The sequence below is a fragment of the Croceicoccus marinus genome, assembly GCF_001661675.2.
Taxonomy (GTDB): domain Bacteria; phylum Pseudomonadota; class Alphaproteobacteria; order Sphingomonadales; family Sphingomonadaceae; genus Croceicoccus; species Croceicoccus marinus.
The window spans coordinates 2,176,331-2,203,319 of record NZ_CP019602.1 but is presented as its reverse complement, the minus strand read 5'-3'; the positions used below and the strand labels follow the sequence as shown (position 1 = coordinate 2,203,319).

General features: G+C 67.4%; 25 protein-coding genes. 16 read left to right on the top strand and 9 right to left on the bottom strand.

Going from position 1 to position 26,989, the window contains the following annotated elements:
• The first annotated feature begins 48 nt into the window (after positions 1-48).
• The 3 genes from A9D14_RS10525 to A9D14_RS10515 are packed head-to-tail and all read left to right on the top strand — an operon-like array spanning position 49 to position 7,359.
• Positions 49-909 carry an arginyltransferase gene (locus A9D14_RS10525; protein WP_066846132.1) on the top strand — a complete coding sequence of 287 codons (861 nt, stop codon included), beginning with the start codon at positions 49-51 and terminating at the stop codon, positions 907-909.
• Entirely contained in the window at positions 899-3,151 is a 2,253-nt protein-coding gene (locus A9D14_RS10520; RefSeq protein ID WP_232468499.1) for an autotransporter assembly complex protein TamA, read from the top strand. The genes A9D14_RS10525 and A9D14_RS10520 overlap by 11 nt, the downstream gene beginning before the upstream one ends.
• On the top strand, positions 3,151-7,359 hold the full coding sequence (locus A9D14_RS10515) for a translocation/assembly module TamB domain-containing protein (protein ID WP_066846129.1): 4,209 nt from the start codon (positions 3,151-3,153) through the stop codon (positions 7,357-7,359). Before A9D14_RS10520 ends, A9D14_RS10515 begins: the two co-directional genes overlap by 1 nt.
• 22 nt (positions 7,360-7,381) lie before the next feature.
• On the opposite strand, the gene A9D14_RS10510 is transcribed toward A9D14_RS10515, so the two are convergent.
• The 7 genes from A9D14_RS10510 to A9D14_RS10480 form a co-directional block, all read right to left on the bottom strand.
• Complete coding sequence (locus tag A9D14_RS10510) at positions 7,382-7,930, bottom strand: fasciclin domain-containing protein (protein WP_066846127.1); 549 nt, start codon at positions 7,928-7,930, stop codon at positions 7,382-7,384.
• A 14-nt stretch (positions 7,931-7,944) separates the two neighbouring features.
• Positions 7,945-9,060: a hypothetical protein gene (locus tag A9D14_RS10505; protein ID WP_083987852.1), complete on the bottom strand. Its 1,116-nt coding sequence runs from the start codon at positions 9,058-9,060 to the stop codon at positions 7,945-7,947.
• A 229-nt stretch (positions 9,061-9,289) separates the two neighbouring features.
• Positions 9,290-10,699, bottom strand: coding sequence for a type I glutamate--ammonia ligase (gene glnA, locus A9D14_RS10500; protein WP_066848894.1), 1,410 nt, complete (start codon positions 10,697-10,699; stop codon positions 9,290-9,292).
• 87 nt (positions 10,700-10,786) lie between these two features.
• On the bottom strand, positions 10,787-11,125 hold the full coding sequence (locus tag A9D14_RS10495; protein ID WP_066846123.1) for a P-II family nitrogen regulator: 339 nt from the start codon (positions 11,123-11,125) through the stop codon (positions 10,787-10,789).
• A 265-nt stretch (positions 11,126-11,390) separates the two neighbouring features.
• Complete coding sequence (gene argC / locus A9D14_RS10490; protein WP_066848892.1) at positions 11,391-12,338, bottom strand: N-acetyl-gamma-glutamyl-phosphate reductase; 948 nt, start codon at positions 12,336-12,338, stop codon at positions 11,391-11,393.
• Positions 12,335-12,706, bottom strand: a complete 372-nt coding sequence (locus A9D14_RS10485) for an SH3 domain-containing protein (RefSeq protein WP_198302002.1) — start codon at positions 12,704-12,706, stop codon at positions 12,335-12,337. The genes argC and A9D14_RS10485 overlap by 4 nt, the downstream gene beginning before the upstream one ends.
• A 150-nt stretch (positions 12,707-12,856) precedes the next feature.
• Positions 12,857-14,254 (bottom strand): leucyl aminopeptidase family protein, encoded by a 1,398-nt coding sequence (locus A9D14_RS10480; RefSeq protein WP_066846119.1) that lies wholly within the window; start codon positions 14,252-14,254, stop codon positions 12,857-12,859.
• Positions 14,255-14,345: 91 nt separating this feature from the next.
• Here A9D14_RS10480 and A9D14_RS10475 point away from each other — a divergent pair, with 91 nt between their 5' ends.
• Both A9D14_RS10475 and map read left to right on the top strand, forming a co-directional pair.
• The gene (locus A9D14_RS10475; RefSeq protein WP_066846116.1) at positions 14,346-15,167 is read left to right on the top strand and encodes a PdaC/SigV domain-containing protein; all 822 of its coding nucleotides are present in this window, start codon (positions 14,346-14,348) and stop codon (positions 15,165-15,167) included.
• Positions 15,168-15,229: 62 nt separating this feature from the next.
• Complete coding sequence (map, locus tag A9D14_RS10470) at positions 15,230-16,060, top strand: type I methionyl aminopeptidase (protein ID WP_066846113.1); 831 nt, start codon at positions 15,230-15,232, stop codon at positions 16,058-16,060.
• A 144-nt stretch (positions 16,061-16,204) separates the two neighbouring features.
• On the opposite strand, the gene A9D14_RS10465 is transcribed toward map, so the two are convergent.
• Positions 16,205-16,522 carry a 2Fe-2S iron-sulfur cluster-binding protein gene (locus tag A9D14_RS10465; RefSeq protein ID WP_066846111.1) on the bottom strand — a complete coding sequence of 106 codons (318 nt, stop codon included), beginning with the start codon at positions 16,520-16,522 and terminating at the stop codon, positions 16,205-16,207.
• A 154-nt stretch (positions 16,523-16,676) separates the two neighbouring features.
• Here A9D14_RS10465 and A9D14_RS10460 point away from each other — a divergent pair, with 154 nt between their 5' ends.
• Positions 16,677-17,294: a DNA-3-methyladenine glycosylase family protein gene (locus tag A9D14_RS10460; RefSeq protein ID WP_066846108.1), complete on the top strand. Its 618-nt coding sequence runs from the start codon at positions 16,677-16,679 to the stop codon at positions 17,292-17,294.
• 4 nt (positions 17,295-17,298) lie between these two features.
• Here the strand turns inward: A9D14_RS10460 and A9D14_RS10455 are convergent, their stop codons facing one another.
• Positions 17,299-17,586, bottom strand: a complete 288-nt coding sequence (locus tag A9D14_RS10455) for a 4a-hydroxytetrahydrobiopterin dehydratase (RefSeq protein ID WP_066848890.1) — start codon at positions 17,584-17,586, stop codon at positions 17,299-17,301.
• Positions 17,587-17,643: 57 nt separating this feature from the next.
• Between A9D14_RS10455 and ccmA the strand changes: the two genes are divergently transcribed.
• From ccmA to A9D14_RS10405, 10 genes are all read left to right on the top strand, one after another.
• A complete protein-coding gene (gene ccmA / locus A9D14_RS10450; protein ID WP_066846106.1) occupies positions 17,644-18,252 on the top strand; it encodes a heme ABC exporter ATP-binding protein CcmA in 609 nt (202 codons plus the stop codon).
• A 5-nt stretch (positions 18,253-18,257) separates the two neighbouring features.
• A complete protein-coding gene (locus A9D14_RS10445; RefSeq protein ID WP_083988042.1) occupies positions 18,258-18,911 on the top strand; it encodes a heme exporter protein CcmB in 654 nt (217 codons plus the stop codon).
• 94 nt (positions 18,912-19,005) lie between these two features.
• Positions 19,006-20,007, top strand: a complete 1,002-nt coding sequence (locus A9D14_RS10440; protein WP_066846102.1) for a cysteine synthase A — start codon at positions 19,006-19,008, stop codon at positions 20,005-20,007.
• Positions 20,008-20,077: 70 nt separating this feature from the next.
• On the top strand, positions 20,078-20,398 hold the full coding sequence (locus A9D14_RS10435) for a hypothetical protein (protein WP_066846100.1): 321 nt from the start codon (positions 20,078-20,080) through the stop codon (positions 20,396-20,398).
• Complete coding sequence (locus tag A9D14_RS10430; protein WP_066846097.1) at positions 20,376-21,149, top strand: DUF4350 domain-containing protein; 774 nt, start codon at positions 20,376-20,378, stop codon at positions 21,147-21,149. The genes A9D14_RS10435 and A9D14_RS10430 overlap by 23 nt, the downstream gene beginning before the upstream one ends.
• A 376-nt stretch (positions 21,150-21,525) precedes the next feature.
• The gene (locus A9D14_RS10425; protein WP_066848888.1) at positions 21,526-22,035 is read left to right on the top strand and encodes a division/cell wall cluster transcriptional repressor MraZ; all 510 of its coding nucleotides are present in this window, start codon (positions 21,526-21,528) and stop codon (positions 22,033-22,035) included.
• Entirely contained in the window at positions 22,032-23,000 is a 969-nt protein-coding gene (gene rsmH / locus A9D14_RS10420) for a 16S rRNA (cytosine(1402)-N(4))-methyltransferase RsmH (protein WP_066846094.1), read from the top strand. The genes A9D14_RS10425 and rsmH overlap by 4 nt, the downstream gene beginning before the upstream one ends.
• Positions 22,997-23,659 carry a hypothetical protein gene (locus A9D14_RS10415; protein ID WP_066846091.1) on the top strand — a complete coding sequence of 221 codons (663 nt, stop codon included), beginning with the start codon at positions 22,997-22,999 and terminating at the stop codon, positions 23,657-23,659. The genes rsmH and A9D14_RS10415 overlap by 4 nt, the downstream gene beginning before the upstream one ends.
• 164 nt (positions 23,660-23,823) lie before the next feature.
• Complete coding sequence (locus A9D14_RS10410; RefSeq protein ID WP_083988041.1) at positions 23,824-25,467, top strand: peptidoglycan D,D-transpeptidase FtsI family protein; 1,644 nt, start codon at positions 23,824-23,826, stop codon at positions 25,465-25,467.
• Positions 25,467-26,984, top strand: a complete 1,518-nt coding sequence (locus A9D14_RS10405) for a UDP-N-acetylmuramoyl-L-alanyl-D-glutamate--2,6-diaminopimelate ligase (RefSeq protein WP_066846088.1) — start codon at positions 25,467-25,469, stop codon at positions 26,982-26,984. The genes A9D14_RS10410 and A9D14_RS10405 overlap by 1 nt, the downstream gene beginning before the upstream one ends.
• The last annotated feature ends 5 nt before the right edge of the window (positions 26,985-26,989 follow it).

The following is a 26,989-nucleotide window of genomic DNA, read 5'->3' as shown; positions in this document are numbered from 1 at the left end:
CATCAGTCGACCACCGGATCGACGGTTGAGAGGTACAGGCCCAGATTCGTGTCCGCACCCGTGAGGTTCCCCCGCTTTTACGTCACCGCCCCGGCACCGTGCCCATATCTGCCGGGTCGTCAGGAGCGGAAGGTCTTCACGGAACTTGCCGGTCCCGATGCCGACGCCCTTAACGATGCACTTGGCCGGATCGGCTTTCGTCGCAGCCAGACAGTCGCCTATCGGCCAAGCTGTGCCGGCTGCAACGCTTGCGTCTCGGTCCGCGTGGTGGCAGAGGAATTCGTTCCTTCGCGCACGCAGACCCGGACGATGGCGAAGAATGCCGATCTGGTCGCATCGGCCTGCCGCCCCTGGTCGACGGTCGAGCAATATGATCTGCTGCAGCAATATCTGAAGGCGCGGCATCCGGGCGGCGGCATGTCCGCGATGGATTCGATGGACTATGCTGACATGATCGAGCAGACGCCGGTCACCTCCTATGTCGTGGAATATCGCGAGCCCGACGTGGGCGGACGCCCCGGCAAGCTGATCGGCGCATGCCTGACCGACCGGCAGAACGACGGTCTTTCAATGATCTATTCGTTCTACGATCCGCATCACCCCGATCGATCGGGGCTTGGCAATTACATCATACTCGACCACATTGACCGCGCCGCGAAAGCCGGTCTGCCCTATGTCTATCTGGGCTATTGGATCGAGGGTTCCTCGCGCATGCAGTACAAGATCCGTTACCGGCCCATGGAACGGCTGGGTCGCGAGGGCTGGGAACGTTTTGATGCTGGCAGGCAGGATGCGCTTATTGCCGCTACGGTCGCGCAGCCGCGCGCCGACAGCGACAAGGAGCAGGTCGGCACCAGCAAGGACGGAATGCCCTGCGCACAGGACAAGTATCGCATTCTTGAAGGCTGACACCGAAGCGTACTGCTTCGACGCCGGCGCATTTTCGACAATCCGGATCGCGACATGGGCGCTGCTGCTGACGGCAGGCGCCGCAGTCGCGCTCGCGCCTGCCGCTGGCGCGCAAAGCCTGGACGCCGATCCCGAACTGGAAGCGCTGATCCCCGACGCGGCCGTCGCCAACCCCGAAGCCTGGGCGATGGATACCGAGGCTGCCGCCACCCCTGTGCCCGAGGAAGCCGATGCCGATAGCGATCTGACCGACACCGGCTTTTCGATCGAGTGGCCCGAGGCCGAGGATTTCGAGGTCGAGCTGCAGGAGATCGAGATCGACCCCGAGCTCGAGCAATTGCTCAGCCGGGAAAGCGGGCGGCCCGCGGCGGACCTGGCGCTGCCCGGCATGGCGGAGCGCGGCGGCGAAGGCGATACGGACGAGGACGAACTGGCCGAGACGGAGCTGTCGCGGCGCATCGTGCTCAGCCACCCCGCATCCTTTGCCCAGTTCGGCCAGTTCGACGAATTCATCGCCCGCTTCGAGGGGCTGTCGGATATCGAGACGCTGCGCGACGACGACGACAATCTCGCCCAGCTTGCCAATCGCGCGGAGGAGGACGCCGCGCTGCTGTCCGACATGCTGGCGGTGTATGGCTTCTACGACGCCGACGTGCGCCAGCGGGTCGAAACCCCTCCCGCGGGAGAGGGATCGGGCGAAGCCGGCGCAGTCGTCGCCAGCGACGCGCAATATGTCTTCACCATCGATCCGGGCGAACGCTATCGCTATGGCGAGGTCGCGTTGCCGGGGCTGGAGGCTGCGGAGGACGATTTCGCCGCGCTGCGCGATGCGTTCGAGATCCGGACGGGCGATTTCATCCAGGAAGACCGCATCGTCGCCGAGCGCATCGACCTTGGCGTCGCGCTGGGCGAGACGGGCTATGCCTTCGCCGAAGTCGGCCAGCCCGACCTGTTGATCGACCACGCAAGCGACGAGGGCGATCTGACGCTGCCGGTCACGCCGGGCGGCCAGTACCGCTTTGGCGAGGTCATCAGCAGCGACCCCGAATTCCTGTCCAGCCGCCATTTGTCGGAAATCGCGCAATTCGACGCGGGCGAAATCTATCAGGCGAGCGAGGTCGACGATCTTCGCCGCGCGATCCTCAGCACCGGGCTCGTCTCCTCGCTGTCGGTAACCCCGCGCGAAGTGGCACCGCCGGCGAATGGCGAACCGGGCACGGTCGCGGTTGATGTCGCGCTCACGCAGGCGCCGCTGCGCACCATCGCGGGCGCCGTCGGATACGACACCGGCCGCGGCATCCGGACCGAGGTGCGCTGGGAGCACCGCAACCTGTTCCCGCCCGAGGGCATGCTTCAGCTGCACGCGATCGCGGGCACGCAGGAGCAGCTGGCGGGCGCGACGTTCCGCCGCAACAACTGGCACGGGCGCGACCGGGTGCTGACGCTTGACGTGTTCGCCAGCACCATCGACCGCGATGCGTACGAGGCGCGCACGATATCGGGCGTGGCCAGGTTCGAGAGGCTGTCGACCCTGCTGTTCCAGAAGGTGCTGGCCTGGTCGATCGGCCTGGAGCTTGTCGCCACGCAGGAGCGCGAAGGCACCTTGGGCGGGCTGACCGGCCCGCGCGAGACCTATATCGTCGCCGCGCTTCCGGGCGAGGTGATCTATGACAAGAGCGACGACCTGCTCGACCCCACGCGCGGCTGGCGCGTCGCGCTGTTCGCCAGTCCCGAGCTGTCGCACACCGGCGGCGAGCGTTCGGCCTATCTGCGCAGCTGGGCCGAGGGACGCTATTACCAGCCGGTGAGCGAGCGGCTGGTCGTCGCCGGCAGGGCCAGGTTCGGCACCATCGTCGGCACCGACATATCGAACATCGCGCCTTCGCGCAGGCTCTATGCGGGCGGCGGCGGATCGGTGCGCGGCTATGGCTATCAGGAAATCGGGCCCAAGGACGATCTTGGCGATCCGACCGGCGGCCTCTCGCTCAGCGAGTTCTCGCTCGAGGCGCGCTATCGCACCGGGCTGCTCGACGGGGCAATCTCGATCGTGCCGTTCATCGATGCCGGGACGGTCGCCAACGACAGCTCGCCAAGGCTGGGCGGCATGCAATATGGCGCGGGCGTGGGCGTGCGCTATCACACCAATTTCGGGCCGCTGCGCTTCGATGTCGCAACGCCGCTGAACCCGCGCCCCGATGACGGCAGGATCGCGGTCTATATCTCGCTGGGGCAGGCGTTCTGATGGCGGGGGAACCGACCGCGGGCGAAGACGCCGCCATGGCCGAAGCCGCGCCGCCGCCCGCCGCGAAGCAGGGCCGCGACTGGGGGCGCTACTGGCGCATCCGCATCGCGGCCGGGCTGATCGCCCTGGTCGCCTTGCTGGGACTTGGCGCGGTGCTGATCGACAGCCCCATCGGCCACCGCTTCATCGCCAACAGCCTTGCGTCCTATGCACCGGCATCGGGCCTGCGCATCCGGATCGGGCGGATCGAGGGATCGCTGCTGGGCGAGGCGGAGCTGACCGACGTGGTCCTGTCCGACCCCGAGGGCGAGTTCCTGCGCGTTCCCACGGTGGAGCTGGACTGGCGGCCCTTGCACTGGTTCTCCAGCGGGCTGGACGTGCGCCGCCTGGTCGCGCGGCGCGGGCACTTGCTGCGCATGCCGGAACTGAACCCCGGCGATCCCGACGCGCCGATCCTGCCGGATTTCGACGTCCGGATCGACCGGCTGATCATCGACGATCTGCGCGTGGACGAAGCGGTGGCGGGGTTCGAGCGAACCGTCGACTTCGCGGCGACGGTCGACATCACCGATGGACGCGCGAAGATCGGCATGTTCGGCATACTGGGGGGCGAGGACCGGCTCTACGCGCGGCTCGATGCCGATGAGGGCGGTGATGTGCTCGACCTGATGATCGACTACAACGCGCCGGCGGACGGGCTGCTTGCGGCCATGACGGGGGCCGAGGAGGATCTGCAGGTCAATATCGGCGGCGACGGCCGGTGGACCGACTGGAAGGGCTATGCCCGCATCCGGCAGGGCGGCGCCACCCTGGCCGCGATGACGCTGACCAAGCAGGACGATGTCTATGGCGTGCTGGGCCAGGTAAGGCCGGACGGCTATCTGACCGGCATCGCGGCCCGCGCGGTGGGCGGCGTGCTCAACGTCAATGCGCGCGGCACGTTCGAGGATAGCGTGATCGACGGGCGCTATGTGCTGGTCGGTGAACGGATCGAAGCGCTGGCGCGCGGCGAGATCGACCTGAACGCGAACCGGCTGGACGATTTCGGCGTCCGGCTGCGCGCCACCGATCCGGCCCTGCTGGGTCCCGGCTGGCAGGCGCAAGGGTTGCAGGCGCGGCTGGGCCTGGAAGGCGATTTCCGCGAGAACCTGGCCATCGCCTATACCGTCGAGGCGGCGCGCATCGGGCAGGGCGCGGCGCTGGCGCGCGATGTCGCGGCAAGCGGCGTCGCCAACTGGAACGGGTCGCGCCTGCGGGTACCGATGACCGCCAGCGCCAGCAGCATCGCCACCGGCAGCGCCATGGTCGATCCGCGGCTGCGCAGGGCAAGGCTGAGCGCCACTTTCACGTTCGGCGGGGACCGTCTGGTCGCCCCCGACATCGTGTTCGATTCCTCGGGCCTAAGCGCGCGGCTGGCGCTTGACGGCAATGTGCGGCAGTCGCGCTATCGCCTGACCGGGCCGGTGATCGCCAATGGCGTGATGCTGAACGGGCTGGGCAGCGCCAATGCGCGGGCGCAGGTCGATGCGCTGATCGGCGGTCGGTCGGGATGGAGCCTGACCGCGAAGGTCGACGGGCGCATGGTCCAGGTTACCAATGCCACGCTGGAAACCTATGTCGGCGCGCCCATCGCGTTCAGCGCCGATGTGTCGATGGCGGGCTCCGCCCCCATCCTGATCCGCAGTGCCCGGCTGGACGCGCCGCGCCTCGACCTCAGACTGTCGGGCGAACGGTCGGTGGACGGCACGGTCAGCCTGTCGGGCGAGGGGGTGCACGACCAGTTCGGTGCCTTCACCATCGACGGGAGCGTGGACGGCGAAGGGCCGCATGCCGAGCTGGTCTTCGCCAATCCTCTGCCCGCCGCGGGCGTTACCGACATGCGCGTCACCCTTGCGCCCAGCGAGGATGGCTTCGTGATCGACACCGAGGGGCAGTCGATGCTCGGGCCGTTTGCGGGCAATATCGGCATCTCCGCCGCCAACGATCAGCCGCTGCGCATCGCGGTCAACCGCTTTACCGTCAGCGATACCAATCTGTCGGGCGAACTGGTTGCCCTGGATGGCGGCGTCGCGGGCGAGCTTGTCGTCAGTGGCGGCGGCGCGGAAGGCACCGTCTCGCTGGCTCCGCAAGCGGCGGGGCAGGGGTTCGAGACCGACATCGTCCTGCGCGATGCCAGCTTCCGCGGCGAAACGCCGATCACCGTGCGACTGGCGCATATCCGCGCCAGCGGCGTGCTGGGCGAAGCGCCGACCATCGACGTCGCCATCAATGCGCAGGGCATCGCGCGGGGCGAGCTTTTCGTGGGCCGGTTCGCGGCGGAGGGCCGGGTCGAAAACGGCGCGGGCACCTTCAAGGCCTTCCTGGCGGGGCGGCGCGGCAGCCGCTTCTTCCTGCGCATGGCGGGCGAGGTGTCGGGCGACCGGATCGAGGTCGCCGGGCGCGGCCGCTATGCCGGCGAGGCGATCTCGATGCCGCGCGCGGTCGTGCTGCTGCGCGATGACAGCGGCTGGGCGCTGCAGCGAAGCCAGATCGATTTCGCGGGCGGCACGATCCAGGCCGAAGGGCGGTTCGGCGACACGACGGAGGCAAGCGTTCGCGTCGTCGACATGCCGCTGAATGCGATGAACCTGTTCGTCGACAATCTCGACATCGGGGGCCGGGTATCGGGCATCGTCGATTTCATGGATCCTGCCGATGCGCCCGCCACGGGCCGCGCGCGATTGCTGTTCGACGACCTGACCCGGTCGGGACTGGTGCTGACCTCGCGCCCGGTCGATGTGGCGATGGTGGCCGAGCTGGCGCCTCAGGATTTCGAGATGCGCACCATCATCCGCGAGGATTCGGCCCGCCACGGCCGCCTGCAGGCGCGGATCAGCGACCTTCCTGCCGAGGGGGCGCTGGTCGAACGGCTGATGACGGGGTCGCTGTTCGCGCAATTGCGCTATGGCGGGCCCGCCGACGCCTTGTGGCGGCTGACCGGAGTGGAATTGTTCGATTTTACCGGGAACGTACGGATCGCGGGCGACATGCACGGCACGATCCGCAGGCCGCAGATCCGCGGTACGCTGCGCGGAGACGATCTGCGCCTGCAAAGCTCGCTCACCGGCACCGACGTCACTGACATATCGGTCGTCGGCACATTCGACGGGTCGCTGCTGCGCCTGCCGCGCTTCAGCGGCGTGTCGGGGGAAGGCACCGTCACGGGCAGCGGATCGATCGACCTTTCGCAGGTGTTCGGCGAGGGGGTCAGCATGGATATCCGGCTGGCCGCGAACCGTGCGCGCATCCTTAACCGCGACGACATGGCGGCGGTGGTCAGCGGCCCCATCCGGGTCGTCGCCCGCAACAATGTGGGCGTGGTCGCGGGACGGCTCGACATGATCTCGGGGCGGTGGAGGCTGGGACAGGCGAGCGAGGTCGCCACGTTGCCAAGCATCCCCCGCCGAGAAATCAACGTGCCCGCCGACCGCCAGACACGCCGCGCGCCCGGCGAGCCCTGGCGGTATCTGATCGACGTGCAGGCGAACAACCGCTTCACCGTGACCGGAATGGGCCTCGACAGCGAATGGGGCGTCGACGTGCGGCTGCGCGGCGATACCAATGCGCCGATCCTGTACGGCCAGGCCGATCTGGTGCGGGGCGGTTATCAGTTCGCGGGCAAGCGTTTCGACCTGACGCGCGGACGCATCACCTTCTCGGGCGAGAATCCGCCCGATCCGCGCCTGGACGTGGAGGCGGAGGCCGACGTCAACGACATCAACGCCAACATATTGATCCAGGGCACCGCCGATGCGCCCGAGATCAGCTTCTCCTCCGTCCCCGCCCTGCCCGAGGAGGAAGTGCTGTCACGGCTGCTTTTCGGCGATTCGGTCGCCAATATCTCGGCGCCCGAGGCGGTGCAGCTGGGCGCGGCGCTGGCTTCGCTGCAGAGCGGCGGCGGCGGGATCGACCCGATCAACCGGCTGCGCAGCGCCATCGGCGTCGATCGGCTGCGCGTGATCGGCGCGGACGAGGCGCTGGGCCGCGGCACCAGCGTGGCGGTGGGCGAATATATCGGCCGGGATTTCTATGTGGAACTGGTCACCGACGGCAAGGGCTATAGCGCGACCGAGCTTGAGTACCGGGTGACGAGCTGGCTCTCGCTGCTCGGCACCGTGTCGTCGATAGGATATAACGCCGTGTCGGCAGAGGTCAGCAAGGATTACTGACAGGCCGCGAAGGCAGGCGCGATCAGGGCGTTTTCAGCACGCCGTCGATCGGAATGACAACGCCGTTGCTGGCCAGGATCGCATCCCCGCTGATATTCGCGCTCCGGCCGTTCTGGTCCGTGACGGTCAGCTGCTCGCCGTCCATCGCAAAGCGCATGGTGCCGTCGCCCATCGTCTGGATCGACACCGCGCCGTTCTGCACCTCGATCGCGTTTTCGATATCCTCGGGCGTCAGCGCGCCGGGGAGCACGTGCTCGCGCAGCACCGCTGCCAGCAGCGCGCGATGCTCCTCGTCGTTCAGCGCCTGCTCCTGCTCCAGAGCTCCCAGCGCATCATTGCTGGGAGCGAGCACCGTATAGGCGGCACTGCCGTCGAATACCTGCGCCAACCCGGTTTCCTGCAGCGCCCTGCTCATCGACGAGACATCGTCGTTGCCCGCCATCGCCGCCGCCAGCGTTTCATTACCGACTTCGTCCTGAGGCGTTTCGGCCTGCGGTTCGTCCGAGCAGGCGGCCAGTGCCCCGGCTAGCGCCAGCAGGAGAACGCCTTTAAGGACCGTTCGGTTACGCATGGTTTTTTTCGCTTTCAGGTGAGGAGTTCGATGGCGGCGACGATCAGCTGGCTGCTCGGGTCGACCTGGTAGACATAGCCATCGCTGTAACGATAGCGGGTGTCCGGCCCGTCGCGATACTGATCGCGGTAGCCATAAGGCACGTTATAGATGTCGTAGCCCGACGGCATGCGCTGCCCCACCTGGAAATCATCGCCGGTCAGAAGCGCGGCGATCGAGGTGATGGCAGAGTTGTCGGGATCGGTGCGATACACGACATTGTCCGCATAGCGATAGCTGGGGCCAAGGCTGTAGAAGTCCTGCGTGTATCGCGGCAGCGGACCGGCATCGTACCATTCGGGCCACATGTTGCCGACCGATAGCGCGCCGCCGAGAAGGGGATAGTAACCCAGGATCGATCCGGCGTCCGACAGGCTTACCAAATTGCCGCCGTAATAGCGGTAACGCCCGTCGTTCAGGCCGGGGAGGCCCCACCATCCGGCAGTGTCATAGCGATAGGTATCGCGCCGCTCCAGCCCCGGGGGCGTGCAGCCGTTCGCCTTCTTCGCCAGGCCGGGCGGGCAGCCATCCAGCAGGCCGCGATCGCGGATCGAGCGGTCGTTACGCGCGAAGATGATGCCCGCACGCTCGCGGCCATATTCGATCGGCGTGGCTTGGCGGGTATTGCCGCGCAAGTCGCCATTGCCGTTCCCGCGCATGCCGGAGCGGGCAATACCGGCCTTCGCGTTGCCATTAGTCCTGCCCTTGCGGTCCAGCGAGGCGGCTCGGCGGTTTGGCTCATTTTCGCGGGCGGTTTCGTTCGACCTGCCGTCGCGGTTGCCCCCTCCGCCCGCCGCCTTGCCGTTGACGGGGCCATTGACGGGAGCGGCTGCGACGTTGCGTTGGGGTGCAGCGGCCGGAGCCGCCTGCGCCTTGTCTGGCTTGCCCGAACCGGCATTGCCGGGCCGGTCGCCGCGTGCGGATGGGGCATGGTCCGCTCCAACATTGCCATCACCATGGGCGCCGTTGCCCTGGGCGGCGTTTCCGCGCGCTCCATCCGCTCCATTCCCCTTGCCCTGCGGCTGCGCCAGCGCACCCGTCGCGGCCAGCGCAATCGCCGCGATCCCCGGGAAAAGGGCGCGGGCTGGCAAGGTTCGGGATATTGTTGCGAGCATTCTGATTAACCTGTCCAGTGTCCCGGTCTAACGCCCCGCTGCAACGCGCGTTCCATGTCGCCAGCCTGGTAGGCGGCGGAACCCATCATTTGTCGCAAGGCGGCACAGGATGCGCGTCCAAGCGGTGGACACGAAAAAGGGCGCGGAAAGACAAGCCTTCCGCGCCCCTTCAGCCGGCAGGACCGGCCAATTGGAACAGCGTGAATTACGCGCTGTAGTACATGTCGTATTCGACCGGGCTGGGAGTGGTCTCGAAGCGCAGCACTTCCTCCCACTTCAGTTCGGCATAGGCGTCGATCTGGTCCTTCGAGAACACGCCGCCTTCCAGCAGGAACTGGTGATCGGCTTCCAGCGCCATCAGGGCTTCGCGCAGCGAGCCGCAGACGGTCGGAACCTCGGCCAGCTCTGCCGGGGGCAGGTCATAGAGGTTCTTGTCCATGGCGTCGCCGGGGTGGATCTTGTTCTTGATCCCGTCGATGCCCGCCATCAGCAGTGCGGCGAACGACAGATAGGGGTTCGCCAGCGGATCGGGGAAGCGGAACTCGACACGCTTCGCCTTTTCGCCCGCGCCATAGGGGATACGGCACGAAGCCGACCGGTTACGCGCCGAATAGGCGAGCAGCACGGGCGCCTCGAAGCCGGGCACCAGGCGCTTGTAGCTGTTGGTGGTCGGGTTGGTGAAGGCGTTCAGCGCCTTGGCGTGCTTGATGACGCCGCCGATGTAATACAGGCAGTTGTCCGACAGGCCGGCATAGCCATTGCCCGCGAAGGTCGGCTTGCCGTTGTCCCAGATCGACATGTGGGTGTGCATGCCGCTGCCGTTGTCGGCCTTGATCGGCTTGGGCATGAAGGTCGCGGTCTTGCCGTAAGCCTGCGCCACCATCTGCACCACATACTTGTAGATCTGCACGCGGTCGGCGGTCTGCGTCAGCGTGCCGAAGGTGATGCCAAGCTCGTGCTGGGCCGAGGCGACCTCGTGGTGGTGCTTGTCCATGGGCAGGCCCATTTCCACCATGGTCGAGACCATTTCGGCGCGGATGTCCATGCAGCTGTCGACCGGCGGCACGGGGAAATAGCCGCCCTTGGCGCGCGGGCGGTGGCCCAAATTGCCGGCTTCGTATTCCTTGTTCGTATTGCCGGGCAGCTCGATGTCGTCGATCTTGAAGCCCGAACCGTCGTAGCCGTCATAGAAACGCACGTCGTCGAACATGAAGAACTCGGGCTCCGGGCCGACGTAGACGGTGTCGCCCAGACCTGTGCTCTTCAGGAAGGATTCGGCGCGCTTGGCGGTCGAGCGCGGGTCGCGGGCGTAAAGCTCACCGGTCGAGGGTTCGACGATGTCGCAGAACAGCACCAGCATCGGGGTCGCCGAGAACGGATCGACATAGGCCGCGTCGAGGTCGGGCTTCAGGATCATGTCGGATTCGTTGATGGCCTTCCAGCCCTCGATCGACGAACCGTCGAACATCAGGCCCTGCTCGAGCGCGTCCTCGTCAAGCGGGGCGGCGAGCATCTGAAGGTGCTGCCACTTGCCCTTGGGGTCGGTGAAGCGCAGATCGACCCATTCGATCTCCTCGTCCTTGATCCTTTTCAGGATGTCCTTTGCAGAGGCCATTTTGATCCCTTTCATGGAAGACCCGGGCGTCCAGTGCCGGGTTATTTGCGGTATTGTCTGCCCCCGACGTATCGGGAGCGGGGGAAATCAGATCGCGTCGGCGTTCAGTTCGCCGGTGCGGATGCGGATCGCGGTCTCGATGGGCGAGACGAAGATCTTGCCGTCGCCGATGCGACCCGTCTGCGCGGCGTTCACGATCGCCTCGATCACGCGGTCGACGGTTTCGCTGGGAACGACGACTTCGAGTTTCACCTTGGGCAGGAAGTCGACGACATATTCGGCACCGCGATAGAGTTCGGTGTGGCCTTTCTGCCGGCCGAAACCCTTCGCCTCGGTCACGGTGATGCCAGAGACGCCCACCTCGTGCAGGGCTTCCTTCACCTCGTCCAGCTTGAACGGCTTGATAATCGCCTCGACCTTTTTCACGCTGTCAGCCTGAGCCCCCGCATCTGTCTGTCTTTCCCTTTCGGCACGCGGTGCAGCGGCAGCAGCCTGCCGCAGCGCAAGAATCGCGCCGAAGTCGAGAGCCGAGACTAGGCGCTCGCAAAGGGGTGCGAAAGGGGCGGATTAACGATTCGCGCGGGTTTTTGCAGCTGCACACGCAATATCGTTGCGGCGGCAGGTTGGCCGTGTTTACGCCTTGTGCAATCGCTGCCCGAAATTTAGGCAGTGCCGATCAATTGGGCGCGGTTCAGCCCAGCGGGGTAAGCCGCGCTCCCTGTATTTCGGGAAGGCCGGCCATCAGGTTCAGGTTCTGCACCGCGGCACCGCCCGCGCCCTTACCCAGATTGTCCAGCCGGGCGACCAGACGCGCCTGGGCCCCATCGGAAGATCCGAACACGAAGAGTTCGAGGCGGTCGCTGGCCGGCATGTCGCTATGCAGCAGGATTTCGGAAGGCGACGCGGTGGAGACGCCGACCAGCGGGCTGCCCGCATAGAACTCGGCCAGCGCATCGCGCAGCCGGTCGGGTCCGGCCGGAGCCTGCATCGCGGCCAGCGGCAGCGGAACCTCAACCACCATGCCGCGATACCCGTCGACGACCGAGGGTGCGAACAGCGGTTCGTGCGACAGTCCCGCCAGCACCTTCATCTCGGAAACGTGCTTGTGCCCCATCGCAAGGCCATAGGCGCGAAACGCGATGCCCTGCCCGCTGGCCCTGGCGCTCTCGAAATGCTCGATCAGCGCCTTGCCGCCGCCGGAATAGCCCGACGCCGCATTGACGGTGTAGGGCCAGTCCGCGGGCAGCAGCCCGGCGCGCACCAGCGGCGCGATCAGGGCGAGGAAGCCGGTGGGATAGCATCCCGGATTGGCGACGAAGCGCGCCTGCGCCACGGTGTCATGCCCGACCAGCTCGGCGAAACCATAGGTCCAGCCCTCCGCCACGCGGTGCGCGGTAGAGGCGTCGATCACGCGGGTCCGATTGTTGCGGATCATCGCCACCGCGGCGCGCGCCGCATCGTCGGGCAGGCACAGCACGGCGATGTCGCAATCGTTGAGCGCCTCGGCCCGCGCGGCATCGTCCTTGCGCCTGTCGTCGGGCAGGATCACCAGCGACAATTCGCTGCGGCCCGACAGCCGCTCGGCAATCTCGAGGCCGGTGGTGCCCGCGGCCCCGTCGATGAAGACGCTCGTCATCAGCAGACCTTCAACAATTCGAGCGGAACATAGCCGACCGGGCCGAATGCCAGCGGATCGGCGCCTGCCGCATCCCCGGCGGCGATCACGCCCCACGCCCAGCCGCCCGCCATGTCGAGCACGTCGAACACGCCGCCTTCGACCAGAGCGCCTACCGGCTGCGCGTCCATCGCGGCCTTTTCATAGACCGGCGTCGCCTGCAGGGCCGCATGCGGCATCGGCACCGAATAATGCGGTACGAAGACCTTCCCTGCCAGCAGCACATGGGCAAGATCGCCCCGCACGGGCGTATGGGCCGGGTCGAAACGGGTGCTGGCGCCCGAAAGCGGAAAGGAGCGTCCGGCGGGAATACTGGCGGCAGGGTCGGTCAAGGCAGTCTGTCTGTTCTGGCGATCTGGCGATCTGGCGAAAGGGAAAATTTCTGGCTGCGCGCTTAGACCCGGCGGCGGGGAAGGGCAAGGTTTCGCCCTTGCCGATCCCCGTCGATGCCCGTCCTGCCGATCACGCGGCAGCCAGACCCCTTAGCGGCCATAGCGCGCCTTCAGCATGTGCCATGCCGCGCGCAGGCCCAGCGCGGCGCCGCCCTTGGGGCGCCCGGGCTTGGCACTGGGGCGCCACGCGAATGTATCGAAATGCGCCCATTCGATGTCGTCCGCGACAAATCGGTCAAGGAACAGTGCCGCCGTGGTCGCCCCGGCAAAGCCGCCGCTGGCCGAATTGGCGATATCGGCGATGTCGCTCTTCAGCATGTCGCGATAGGTTTCCTCCAGCGGAAGGCGCCATACCGCGTCGTCATGCCCCCTGCCTGCGGAGACGAGGTCGTCCGACGTCGCGTCCCGGCGGGTGAACAGCGCGGGCAGGTCCGGTCCCAGCGCCACGCGCGCCGCTCCGGTCAGAGTGGCAAAATCCAGGATCAGCTCGGGCGCTTCCTCGCTCGCGCGGGTCAGGGCGTCGCCCAGGATCAGGCGGCCCTCGGCGTCGGTATTGGTGATCTCGACCGTCAGTCCCTTGCGCGAGGCGAGCACGTCACCCGGGCGGAATGCGTTGCCCGAGATCGCGTTCTCGACCGCGGGGATCACCAGGTGAAGCCGGACCTTCAGCCCGCGCTCCATCACCAGCTTCGCCAGGGCGAGCGCATGGGCCGATCCGCCCATGTCCTTCTTCATCAGCAGCATGCCCGCGCTGCTCTTCACGTCGAGACCGCCCGAATCGAAGGTCACGCCCTTGCCGACGATGGCGACGCGCGGTGCGTCCTTAGGGCCCCATTCCAGCTCGATCAGGCGCGGCGCATGGGCGCGTGCGGCGGCGCGGCCGACGGCATGCACCATCGGATAGCCGCTCTCCAGCGCGTCGCCGCGGGTGACATTGACCTCGGCATCGAAAGCCTTGGCGATGCGGACTACCTCGGCCTCGATCGCCTCGGGCCCCATGTCCTCGGCGGGAGTGTTGACCATGTCGCGGACCAGCCATGCGGCCTCGGCCTCGGCGATGGCTTCGTCGATCTGCGCCACGTCGCCGGTCAGCAGGATGCGCGGCCCCTCGGCGTCCTTGTCCTCGCGGTAGCGGGTGAAGCGATATTGCGCGGTCTGCCAGCCGAACAGGGCGGGGCCTGGCTCAGCGCCAGCGCGGCGATAGGTGCCTGCGGGCAGTTTCTCGGCCAGCCTGGCCATGCACCAGCTCGACAGCTCATCGGGATTGGCGACGCCGCCGACCGCGAACCAGCCGGCACCTGCGGCATCGCTGTCGGGTACGATGGCGGTCTGGTAACCCTTGCCGCTGAAGCCCTGCGCCTTCAGCGCGGCGCGTTGCGGGCCCGACAGGGTCTTGGCCCAGTCGTCGAAACCGTCCTTGTTGACGAGATGGACGGGGATCGCGTCCTGTCCGCGATCGGGCTGGATCAGCGCAGTCTTTTCGGTCATGCTGCGTCCTCTAGCGCGACCCTGCCCTGCAGGGCGAGCGAAAATTCCGACCGGGGAAAGGACGGGGATGCAGCGCCGAACCCGATCAGCCATGGCGATTGCACTTGCTCCGCTCGCGCTGCTGGCGGCATGCGGGCATGAGGACATGCCCGAGCAGCTTGCAGGCCGGACCGCCGCCGACGCGCCCCCCGTCAGGGAAGCGCCTGCTACGCGGCAGCCCGACGCGCAGACCGCCGAGGCGCAAGCGGTGTCCATCGCCGACAGCACCGACGACTATGAGTTCAGCTATGGCTGGCCCCCGGCCGTTGCCGCCATCCCCGCGCTGGCTGCTTATATGCAGGACGAAAGCGACCGGCGGCTCGCCAAACTGCGGCAGGAAGCCGCCGATTGGCAGGTCGAAGGCGACCAGCGCGGCTTCGACGCGCCGCCGCAAAGCTTTTCCAAGGAATGGAAAGTGGTAAGTGACCTGCCGCGCTTCCTGTCGCTGTCCGCCGACATCCATACCTATTCGGGCGGCGCGCATGGGATGAGCGTTTCGGACGCGCTGGTCTGGGACCGGCAGGAACGCAAGGCGGTCAAGCCGGCGGACATGTTCGTGTCCGCAGGATCGCTCGACCGCGCGGCGCAGGCGCGTTTCTGCGAGGAACTGGACCGCCAGCGCGCCCGCAAGCGCGGCGAGCCGGTGATGAGCGGCAGCGGCAGTTTCAGCGATTGCATCGCCCCGTCGGCAAACAGCACGGTCATACTGGGTTCGGCATCCGGCCAGGCGTTCGACCGCGTCGGCTTCCTGGTGCCGCCCTATAACGCGGGCCCCTATGCCGAGGGCGATTACGAGGTGACGCTGCCCGTCGATGCCGCGCTGATCGATGCGGTAAAGCCTGAATATCAGCGCTTCTTCACCCCCGCCGGCTGAATCTGGCGGCGATCGGCCATCGGCCCTCGCAAAATCGGGCCGGGATCGTTACATGGTCTGTCATGACCGAATATATGACCGTTGACGAAACCGACATGCTGCCGCGTGACGGCACGATCAAGCTGCACGGCGCCGCCGGCTTCGAAGGCATGCGCAAGGCCGGGCGCCTTGCCGCGCAGATCCTGGACGCGATGGTGGACGTGGTGCAGCCCGGCGTGACCACGGCCGAGATCGACCGCAAGGTGCGCGAGATGACGCTGGATGCTGGCGCGGTACCCGCGACTTTGGGCTATCGCGGCTATACGCATAGCTGCTGCATCTCGATCAATCACGTCGTGTGCCATGGCATTCCCGGCGACCGGCAGGTGAAGGATGGCGACATCCTGAACATCGACGTGACCCCGCTGCTGGACGGCTGGCACGGCGATACCAGCCGCATGTATCTGGCGGGCGACGTTTCGCTGAAGGCGAGGAAGCTGGTGCAGGTGACCTACGAATGCCTGCAGATCGGCATCGACCTCGCCCGCCCCGGCGCGCGGCTGGGCGACATCGGCTCGGCCATCCAGCGCCATGCGGAGCGGCAGCGTTACGGCGTGGTGCGCGATTTCTGCGGGCACGGCCTTGGCCGCCTGTTCCACGACGCGCCCGAAGTGGTGCACGCGGGCCGTCCCAACACCGGCCCCGAATTGCGCCCCGGCATGTTCTTCACGATCGAGCCGATGATCAACCTGGGCAAGCCCGCGGTGAAGCTGCTCGACGATGGCTGGACGGCGGTGACGCGCGACCGGTCGCTATCCGCGCAGTTCGAACATTCGATCGGCATTACCGAGGACGGGTGCGAGATCTTCACCCTCAGCCCCGAAGGGCTCGACGCTCCGCCCTATCGCGACTGATCTGGGCGCGGGCGCCTGTTCCGCGGGCGATCGCCGCGGACCGGTAACCAAAAATCCACCCCGGCACGTCTTACGCGTGCCGGGGCTTCCTCTCCAACCGGAGGGCCTGAACCGCCGCTGCGGTCCGGCCGATCTGTTGCCCGATCAGTCTTCGGGCGCGATCTGCACGCGCATTCCGTCCAGCTCTGCGCTGACGGGGATCTGGCACGACAGGCGCGAATTGTCCTTGCGGTGGTCCGAACTGTCGAGGAGGTCATCCTCGTCCTCGGACATTTCGGGCAGCTTGCCCTTGAAGCCTTCGTCGACGAAAACATGGCAGGTCGCGCACGAGCAGCAGCCGCCGCACAGCGCCAGCAGTTCATCGAAACCGTTGTCGCGAATGACTTCCATCACGCTCAGGCCGATATCGGCCTCGACGCTGCGTTCTTCACCTTCGCGGTTCACTACGGTGATGCTGGGCATGTAAGCGGAAATTCCCTGTCTAATTTTACTGCGCGATCTATGGTCTGGCGACCTTTTCGTCGCGCGTCGCTAAAGGCTGCCGCATGAAAACGCAAGTCTGCGTCGCCGCATCATCCGGATTGGCCAGGCCGCAGCATCGGGAAAGGGAGCATTGGTGGGACTGACAATTGCCCAGATTCGCACAGGGCTGGACGCGATCGCCGCGCGCGAACCGCGCTGGGCACAGGCGCTGGAGCTGCACGGCTATCCCGAAGAGCGCATCCGTCCCACCGGCTATCGCACCTTGCTGCGGACGATCATCGGGCAGCAGGTGTCGGTCGCTTCGGCCGATTCGGTGTGGCGCAAGCTGACCGGCCATCTGGGAGAGGAGATCGCGCCGGCCGATCTGCTGGCATCCAGCTTCGACGATCTGCGCGCCTGCGGCATGTCCCGCCAGAAGCAGGGCTATGCCCGCTCGCTGTGCGAACTGGTCGCGAGCGGCGAACTCGACCTCGATTCGCTGCCGGAGGATGACGCGGAGGCCATCGCCCAGCTGACCCGGATCAAGGGCATCGGTCGCTGGTCTGCGGAAATCTATTTGCTGTTTGCCGAAGGGCGGCCCGACATCTGGCCGGCCGGCGACCTGGCGGTGCAGATCGCGGTGGGCCGGCTGGCGGACCTGCCCGAACGGCCAAGCGAGCGGCTGACCCGCGCGCTGGCCGAACCGTGGCGCCCCTATCGCGGCGCGGCGGCGATCTTCGCGTGGCACACCTATAACAGCGCCACGCTATAGCCGGTCAGGCCGAGGCGTCGATCTGCCGCGCCAGCGCCACGTCGCGCTGCGACAGCCCGTCGGCGTGGTGGGTGGTCAGCGTGATCTCAACCCGGTTGTAGACGTTGAACCATTCGGGGTGGTGGTCCGCTTTCTCGGCCAGGATCGCGACGCGCGTCATGAAACCGAATGCCTCGGCGAAGTCGCCGAATTTCAGCGTGCGGGTGATGGCAAGCCCATCCTCGCGCAATTGCCATTGCGGCAGCTCATTCAGCGCGGCGCTGATTTCGGTGTCGGTCAATCGGGCGACCATGGCGTCCTGCTCCATCATGCTTGGCGAAAGCGGTCCTCTCGCATAGGAGCCGAAGCGATGGAACCCGCCGCACGCCAGCCGGAATGCTCGATAGGGGCCGCACGCCTGTCCTGCGTACGCGGCGACCGGATGCTGTTCGCAGGACTGTCGCTGCAATTGTCCGCGGGCGAGGCGCTGCAACTGGCGGGCCCGAACGGCAGCGGCAAGTCCAGTCTGATGCGCATGCTGGGGGGATTGCTGCGGCCCTTTTCGGGCGAGGTCGCGCACCAGGGCCGGATCGCGCTGCTGGACGAACGGCCCGCGCTGGACGCGCATCTGCCGCTGGGCCGCGCGCTGGCGTTCTGGGCACGCTGCGACCGCGTTCCGGCGGGACGCCTTTATGAAGTGGCAGGCGCCACCGGCATCGCAGACCTGCTCGACGTGCCGGTGCGCTATCTTTCCACCGGGCAGCGCAAGCGCGCGGCGCTGGCCCGCACGATTGCCGCCGGCGCGCCGATCTGGCTGCTGGACGAACCTCTCAACGGCCTCGACACCGCGTCGGTCGCCATGGTCGAGCAGCTGGCCGCGCGCCACTGCGCCGACGGCGGCATCTGCATAGCCGCGTCGCACCAGCCGATTGCGCTGCCCGGCGGACAGGTGCTGAATGTCGCGGACTTCGCGCAGTGACCGCGATGTGGCTGGCGATATTGCGCCGCGATCTGGCGCTGCTGCTGACGGGCGGCGGGCGCCGCGGCGGCGCGCTGCTGCCGGTGCTGTTCTTCCTGTCGGTCGCGATCCTGCTGCCCTTTGCCATCGGGCCGGATACGCGGATGCTGGCGCGCACGGGCGGCGGCATCGTGTGGGTCGCGGCGCTGCTTGCCAGCATATTGCCGCTGGACCGGCTGGTCGAACCCGACCTCGAAAGCGGCTTCTTCGACCAATGGGCGCTGCGCGGCCTGGCCGAGGAATGGACGATAAGCGCGCGCATCGCCGCGCACTGGCTGACCTTTGCGCCGCTGCTGATGCTGGCGGTGCTGCCTGCGGCGGCCCTGTTCAGCCTTGGCGGCGACCAGCTATGGCGCGTGGAGCTGGGCCTGCTGGCGGGGACGCCGGGGCTGGCGGCACTGGGCGTGATGATCGCGGCGATCACCGCGGGCCTACGCGGCGGCGCGGCATTGGGCGGGCTGCTGCTGCTGCCGATGGCGGTGCCGATCCTGATCTTCGGCGCGGGCGGGCTGCAGGCGGGCGGGCAGGGCGGCATCGCACTGGCGGGGGCGGTCAGCCTGCTGCTGGTCGCGGTCGCGCCGTTCGCGGCGGGGGCTGCCATTCGCGCGGCGCGTGAATAGGCCCGGCGCGAATAGCCGGAATCGGGTCCGGGCGCGGCATGAAAGCAATTCTTGTTTGCCCTTCCGCCGGTGCGACCCTAACTGAAGACGCACGATGAAAACGATACAAGATACCGTCTCCCTGATCGGCAACACGCCGCTCGTCCGCCTCAAGGGGCCGAGCGAGGCGGCTGGCTGCGATATTTTCGGCAAGTGCGAGTTCACCAACCCCGGCGCCTCGGTCAAGGACCGCGCGGCGATGGGCATCATCCGCGACGCCGAGGAGCGGGGCGAGCTGAAGCCCGGCGGCACGGTGGTCGAGGGGACCGCGGGCAACACGGGCATCGGCATCGCGCTGGTCGCCAATGCGCGCGGTTACAACACCATTATCGTGATGCCCGACAACCAGTCGCAGGAAAAGATGGCGACCCTGCGCGCGTTGGGGGCAGAGCTGCTGCTGGTGCCGCCGACCAAGTTCGCCAATCCGGGGCATTTCGTCCACACATCGCGCCGTTTGGCAGAGGAGACGCCCGGCGCGATCTGGGCCAACCAGTTCGACAATATCGCCAATCGCCGCGCGCATATCGAAACCACCGCGCCCGAGATCTGGGACCAGATGGACGGCCGCATCGACGGCTTTACCTGCGCGGTCGGCACCGGCGGCACGCTGGCGGGCGTGGGCATGGGGCTCAAGGCCTTCGACGAGAATGTCGCCATCGCCCTGTCCGACCCATACGGCGCGGCGCTGTATGAATATTACGCGCACGGCGAGTTGAAGGCAGAGGGCAATTCGGTCGCCGAGGGTATCGGCCAGGGCCGCATCACCGCGAACCTCGAAGATGCGCCGATCGACACGCAATATCGCATTTCGGACGAGGAAGGCCTGGAATGGGTCAGTCGCCTGCTGGCCGAGGAAGGGCTGGCGCTGGGCCTGTCATCGGGCATCAATGTCGCGGGCGCGGTGCGGCTGGGGCAGGAACTGACCGAAAAGCTGGGCCGCCCTGCGCGCGTGGCGACGATCCTGTGCGACACCGGCTTCCGCTATCTGTCGACGCTCTACAATCCGGAATGGCTGCGCGAGAAGGGGCTGCCCGTCTTCCCCTGGCTGGACCGATAGAGCCGTGGCCGCGTTCGAATCCAGGGGCGCTGTGGACGGGGCTGGTGTAAGGGAACCCGGTAGCGACGACATGCCGCCGCCCGACCTGCGCGGCACGCGGAGCCAGGCGATGCAGCGGCTGCAGGTCGGCATCGGCGGGCTTGCGGCGATGGTGCTGGTGGTCGGGCTTGCCAGCACGATCATGCAGCAGGCGCGGCAGGCCGACGATCCCGCCACGCCCGAGGCGGCTGAGGAAGCCGAGGGCAAGACGGGCGATCCGCTGGTCGATGCGGGCGTGGTGCCCGAACTGCCTTCGGAACAGATCATCGTCCCCGATCTTCCCGCCGAGCAGATGGTGAGCGAGGAACCCCCAGCCAGCGGACCCGCCGATGCGGAATCGATCGATCAATAGGCCGGCGATCCGGCGGGCGGGCATCGGCGCGGCGCTGCTGGCGCTGGCGTTGGCGTTGGGGGGCTGCAAGGGCCCGGACACCCAGACCGTGCCCAACGAAACCGCGCAGCCAGAGCTTGGCCTGCTGACCACCCTGCCGATCCTGTGGGCCGAGGGCGATGTCGGAACGCTGCTGTCCGGGGAAAACGGGGGAAGCTGGGTGAGAGAACAGCTCGATGCCCGTTTCAGGCCCGTTCCGCTGGACCGGCTGACCCAGCTTGACGACCAGCGCTATTTGCTTCTGGCGCAGCCGCGCGCCCTGGCGGGGGATGAGAATGTCGCGCTGGACGACTGGGTTCGGGGCGGGGGCCACTTGCTGCTGCTCGCCGATCCGATGCTGACCGCGCATAGCGATTACGGCCTGGGCGATGCGCGCGCGCCGCAGCCGGTGGCGCTGGTGTCGCCGATCCTGGCGCGCTGGGGCCTGGAACTCGTCTTCGATCCCGCGCAATCCCCGGATGAGCAGGTTTCGGGCGGTCCGCTCGCGCTTCCGACCCGCTTGGCGGGCAGCCTGGGTTTGACGGGCGAGGGGCATGAAAGCCGCTGCGAACTCAGCGAAAATGCGCTTGTCGCGCAGTGCGAGGTGGGCGAGGGGCGCGTCACGGTGGTGGCCGATGCCGCGCTGGTCGAGGACGCCGACCATCCCAGCGAGTCGGCTGCCGATGCGCTCGACCGGCTGCTGGATGCAGCCTTTGGAAGCCCGTCCGCCTAAGGCGAAAACCACCCGTTCCGGTGCCAATCGGGGAAATGACGGGAAACGGCATCTCAATCATTGGGGATTTGACGGGAGAGGCATGGAATCCGTGCGATTCCGCGCGTAACAGGTCCGTGATGGCTGTGCGAAAGGCGAAATCGCCCCGCTCGGGGAGTGGCGGATTTCCACCGCTTGATCGCTTGTGGACATGATTTCCCGCAATTTCCCCTTTCATCCCCAATGATCCCGATGTAAGACCTGATCATTCAATCGGATGTTTCGTTTGCCGCGCCCTTCGGGGGTGCGCCGGGCCACGGCAGCGTGCGCCCCGGTGCATGGAGGGCTGTGTCTTGCGAAACCCGGGGGCTAGCAGGGATTTCGCGGGGTGGTGCCGGTGGCTTCAAGGCCATTCATTTACAGGGGACAGGGCTTTTCGCTTCGCGGCGAAAAAGGCCGGTTCGTCCTGCCGCCCAGCTTCCGCAAGGTGATCCGCGAAAGTTCCGAAGACCAGCGCGTGCTCTGCGTCGCCAAGCATGACCGTTTCGACTGCTTGACCGGCTTCGGCCTCTCCCGCCTAGACCGGCTTGAGGAAGAGCTCGACCGCGAGGAAGACCGTGCCTACCAGGCCGGGCGCGCGTTCGACCGCGACACCCGCTCTGCCCAGCTGTTCGGTTTCCAGGAAGTGCCCTTCGACGATTCCGGCCGCTTCATCCTGCCCGACTTCATGGTCGAGCTTGGCGGGCTGGACGACCAGCTGTTCTTCCAGGGCGGCGGCGCCTTCTTCACCATCTGGAACCCCGAAAAACTGTTCGCCATGGGCAGTGAATGGGATGCCGCCAAGGCCGCCTGCCGGGCGATGATGGCCGATGCCGCCAAGCCCGCGAAGGGGAGGGGCCGCAAGTGACCGCTCCGCACACGCCCGTCCTTCTCGAAGAGGTTCTCGCCGCGCTCTCCCCTCGGGTCGGCGACGTGATCATCGACGCCACTTTCGGTGCCGGTGGTTACACCCGCGCCCTGCTGGATGCAGGCGCCATCGTGCACGGCTTTGATCGCGACCCCACTGCGATCGAAGCCGTTCACAGGAATGCCGTCGCCTGGCCCGAACTGGCCGGCGATGACCCGCGCCTGATCCTGCACCCGCGCCGCTTTTCCGAGATGACCGACGCCATGGCCGCTGCGGGCGTGTCCCGCGTCGACGGGGTGGTCATGGATATCGGCGTGTCGTCGATGCAGCTCGACCAGGCGGAGCGCGGATTTGCCTTTTCGCTCGACGGACCGCTCGACATGCGGATGAGCCGCGAGGGCGAGAGCGCCGCCGATTTCGTCAACACCGCCGACGAAGGCGCCATCGCCGACGTGCTTTATCAATATGGTGAAGAACGTCAGTCGCGCCGCGTCGCCCGCGCCATCGTCGCGGCCCGCCCGCTGGAGACGACCGGCCAGCTGGCGCAGGTCGTGCGCAAGGCGCTGGGTTACAAGCCGCACATGCCCAAGGATCCCGCGACCCGCAGCTTCCAGGCGATCCGCATCCACGTGAACGGCGAGCTGGACGAGCTGGCCGCGGGCCTCGGCGCGGCGGAGGATCTGCTGCGCGAAGGCGGGCGCCTGGCGGTCGTGACTTTCCACAGTCTTGAAGACCGCATGGTAAAGCGTTTCCTGCGCGATGCGTCTAATAGCGGTGCCGCGCCCTCGCGCCATCTGCCCGATCAGCGGTCGTCCGGACAGGCCGCCTTCGAAAAGCCGATGCGTGCCGTGCGTGCCACCGATGCCGAAATCGCGCGCAATCCGCGCTCCCGTTCTGCTGTGCTGCGCGCCGCCGTGCGCACGTCTGCTTCCGCTCGTCCCGAATCCGAAAGGGTCTTCGCATGACCAATCGCAACCGCTTCCACTCCGTTCTCTGGGCCGGTGCACTGGGCGTGTCGGGTGCGATCTGCTTTGCGCTGATGCTGCAGGTGACCGCGGTGAAGAGCGACATCGCCGATGCCGAGCGCCAGATCACGTCGGTTCAGGAAGAGATCGCGACGCTCGAGACCGAATTCCAGACCCGTGCCCGCCAGCAGCAGCTGGCCCGCTGGAACGAGGTGGACTTCGGCTATGTCGCGCCCGACGCCAGCCAGTTCATGTCCGACGGAACGCAGCTGGCCGCGCTGGGCAAGCCGCTCGACATCGCGCCCAGCGGTGCGGGCGACGTGCTGATGGCCGATGCCGCCGATGCGCCTGCGCTGGCGGAAGGGGTCCGGCTTGCCGCTGCCGATACGCAGGCGCCGCAGATGATGCGCCAGCTGGTCGCGCGTGACGAGAAGGCGGCCCCTGCCGGGCAGCGCATCGCCAAGCCATTGCAGGGCGAGGAGGAGCCGGCGCGCGTCGCCGCCGTGAACCCCAAGGCACCCAAGGCGCTGACCGCGGGCGAGCGCGCCGAGATCGCCCGCCGCCTCGCGCCCGAACCCGCGCCGAAGAACGCCAGCCAGTTCGCCGAGAGCTTCGATTTCGGCGGCGTCGTCGCCGAAGCGGGAGCGAAGCGCAACTGATGGCCACGCTGCCGCTCTTTCCCTCGGTCAATCTTCCCGATCTGCGGGGAGCGGCGGCGCGCGTGCAGAACGCCGCCGGCGCGCCCGCGCTTGAGCCTGGCGATTACGGTTTCGCGCCGCCGCCGCCCGCGCGCCGCTATAATCTGCGCACCGAAACGCTGAAGATGGCAAAGCAGCGCGCCATCGTGATCGCCTTCATCTTCGCCGCCGCCACGGCGGTGCTGGTGCTGCGCGTCGGCATGCTGGGCCTGTTCGAGGCGGATACCGCGCATGCCAGCACCAGCAGCCTGCTTGTGCCCGACCGGGGCGAGATCACCGACCGCAACGGCATCCCGCTGGCCCGCGATTTCAAGAGCTATGCGCTGTGGTTCAATCCCAAGGCGATGGAAGGCGGCGAGCCGCTGACCCGCCCGGCCGGCGAGATCGCGGCCGAGCTGGTCAAGATCTTCCCCGACATGGACCAGGCCGACCTGACCCGCCGCCTTGCCAGCGGCAAGGGGCAGTACCTGCGCCGCCGCATCCTGCCCGAACAGGCCAACCGCGTGCATGCCATCGGCGAACCGGCGCTGAACCCGCCCGCCGAACCCAGCCGCTATTACCCCGAAGGCACGCTTGCGGCCCACGTGCTGGGCTATGTGGGCGCGGACGGCAACGGCCATGTCGGCATGGAGGAAGTGTTCGACAAGCAGCTGACCGACCCCGCCACGCGCGGTGCGCCAGTGGCGCTGGCCATCGACGCGCGGGTCCAGGCCGCGCTTGAGGACGAGCTGTACCGCGTGATGGGCCTGGCGCAGGCCAAGGGCGCAGGCGGCATCGTGATGGATGTCGATACCGGCGAAGTCGTCGCACTCGCCTCGCTGCCGACTTTCGATCCCAACCATATCGACGAACGCGGCATGGAACTGATGTTCAACCGCGTGACCAACCAGGTCTACGAGCTTGGGTCCACCTTCAAGCCGCTGACCATTGCCGCGGCGATCGACGCGGGCACGATCGGCAATCTCGCGCGCCGCTGGCCGACGGGAGCGCCGCTGCGCGTGGGCCGCTTCTCGATCCGCGACAGCCACAGGATCGGCGCATCGCTCAACGTGCCCGAGATACTGATGCATTCGTCCAACATCGGCACCGCGCAGATCGCCGACGAACTCGGCTCGGCGCGCATGAAGGCCAAGATGGAAGACCTGGGCTTCAACGAGCGGCCCTATATCGAACTGCCCGCTCGCGGATTTCCGATCTGGCGCTCGGGCGAATGGCCGCGCCTGACCACCATGACCGTGTCCTATGGCCACGGCGTCGCGGTCACGCCGCTGCATCTTGCCAGCGCCTATGCGGCGATGGTCAATGGCGGCGTGTGGCGCCCGGCCACTCTGAAGAAGCTGGGCGCGGGCGAAGTGCCCGAAGGACGCCGCGTGTTCAAGGAAGCGACCAGCGCGCGCATGCGCCAGATGCTGCGCATGATCGTCACAGACGGCACGGGCCGCAAGGCCGACGCGCCGGGCTTCCGCATCGGTGGCAAGACGGGCAGCGCCGAAAAGCCGGGCGCGGGCGGGTACAGGCGCACGTCGCTGATCACCACCTTCGCCAGCGCCTTTCCCATGGACAACCCGCGCTTCGTGGTCGTCGCGATGATGGACGAGCCGCAGGGCACGGCGGCAACCTCCTATCAGCGCACCGCGGCATGGAACGCCGCGATGGTGGTCGGGAATGTGGTGCCGCGCATCGGCCCGATGCTGGGCGTCTATCCCGAAGCCAGCCGAGATATCGACCTGACGGATTTGCGTCCGCTGGTCGGGAAGGAAGCACACTGATGCGGCTTTCGGCCATCATGGAACGGGCGGGCCTGGATGCGGGCGGCTTGGGCGATGCGGGCGGCTTGGGCGATGCGGGCGGCGCGAGCGATGCGGCGGTGACCGGCTTTGCCATCGACCACCGCAAGGTCGCCCCCGGCACGATATTCGGCGCGTTCCAGGGCGCCAGCGTCAATGGCGAGGATTTCATCGACGCGGCCATCGCCAGCGGCGCGGTCGCCATCGTGGCGCGCCCCGGCGCCAGGGTAACGGGCGCGGTGCATGTCGCTGACCCGATGCCCCGCCGCGCCTTCGCACGCATGGCGGCGCAGTTCTTCGTGCCCGTGCCCGCCACCATCGTCGCGGTCACCGGCACCAACGGCAAGACCTCTACCGTCGAGATGACGCGCCAGATCTGGCGCATGTGCGGTTTTTCGGCGGCCAGCATCGGCACGCTGGGCGTGACCACCCCGGACGAGAGCGTGTCGACCGGCCTGACCACCCCCGACATCGTCACCTTCCTGTCGAACATGACCGGGCTGGCGCGCGAAGGCGTGACACATGTCGCCTATGAAGCGTCGAGCCACGGCCTCTCGCAATTCCGCAACGAAGGGCTGAAAGTCGCGGCGGGGGCGTTCACCAATCTGTCGCGCGATCACCTCGACTATCACGACACGATGGAAGAGTATTTCGCCGCCAAGATGCGCCTCTTCGACGAGGTGGTCGCGGATGGCGGCAAGGCGGTGATCTGGGCCGACGATCTGCACAGCGACGCGGCGATCGACCATGCACGCAGGCGCGGGCTGTCGGTTCTTTCCATCGGCAATCGCGCCGGCGAGGACGGTATCCGCCTCAACGGCCGGCACCCGACCGAGTTGGGGCAGGAACTGGCGCTTGGCTTCGGCGGCGCGGAGTACAAGGTAAGGCTGCCGCTGATCGGGGCGTACCAGGCCGCCAATGCGCTGATGGCGGCGGGGCTGGTACTGGCGACCGCGGATGCGTCGGGTCCGGCGGCGGCGCAGGTGTTCGACGCGATGTCGCGGCTGCAGCCGGTGCGCGGACGGCTGGAGCGCGCGGCGATCAACCGCGCGGGCGCGCCCGCCTATGTCGATTACGCCCATACGCCCGAGGCGCTGGAAGCCGCCATCGCGGCGCTGCGCCCGCATGTCGGCGCGGAAGGCCGCCTGATCGTCGTGTTCGGCGCCGGCGGGGACCGCGACGCGGGCAAGCGCGCGCCGATGGGGGCCATCGCGGCGCGCGATGCCGATGCCGCGATCGTCACCGACGACAATCCGCGCGGCGAGGACCCCGCCCATATCCGCACCGCCGTCATGGTCGGCGCGGAAGGCGCAAGCAATGTCACCGAGATCGCAGGCCGGCGCGATGCCATCGCCGCCGCGATCCGGCAGGCCGGCAGGGGCGACATCGTCCTGATCGCCGGCAAGGGCCACGAACAAGGCCAGGTTTATGGGCGCGGCGAAGCCACACGCGTCCACCCTTTCGACGACGTCACCGTAGCAAGAGAGTGCGCAGCATGAGTGGA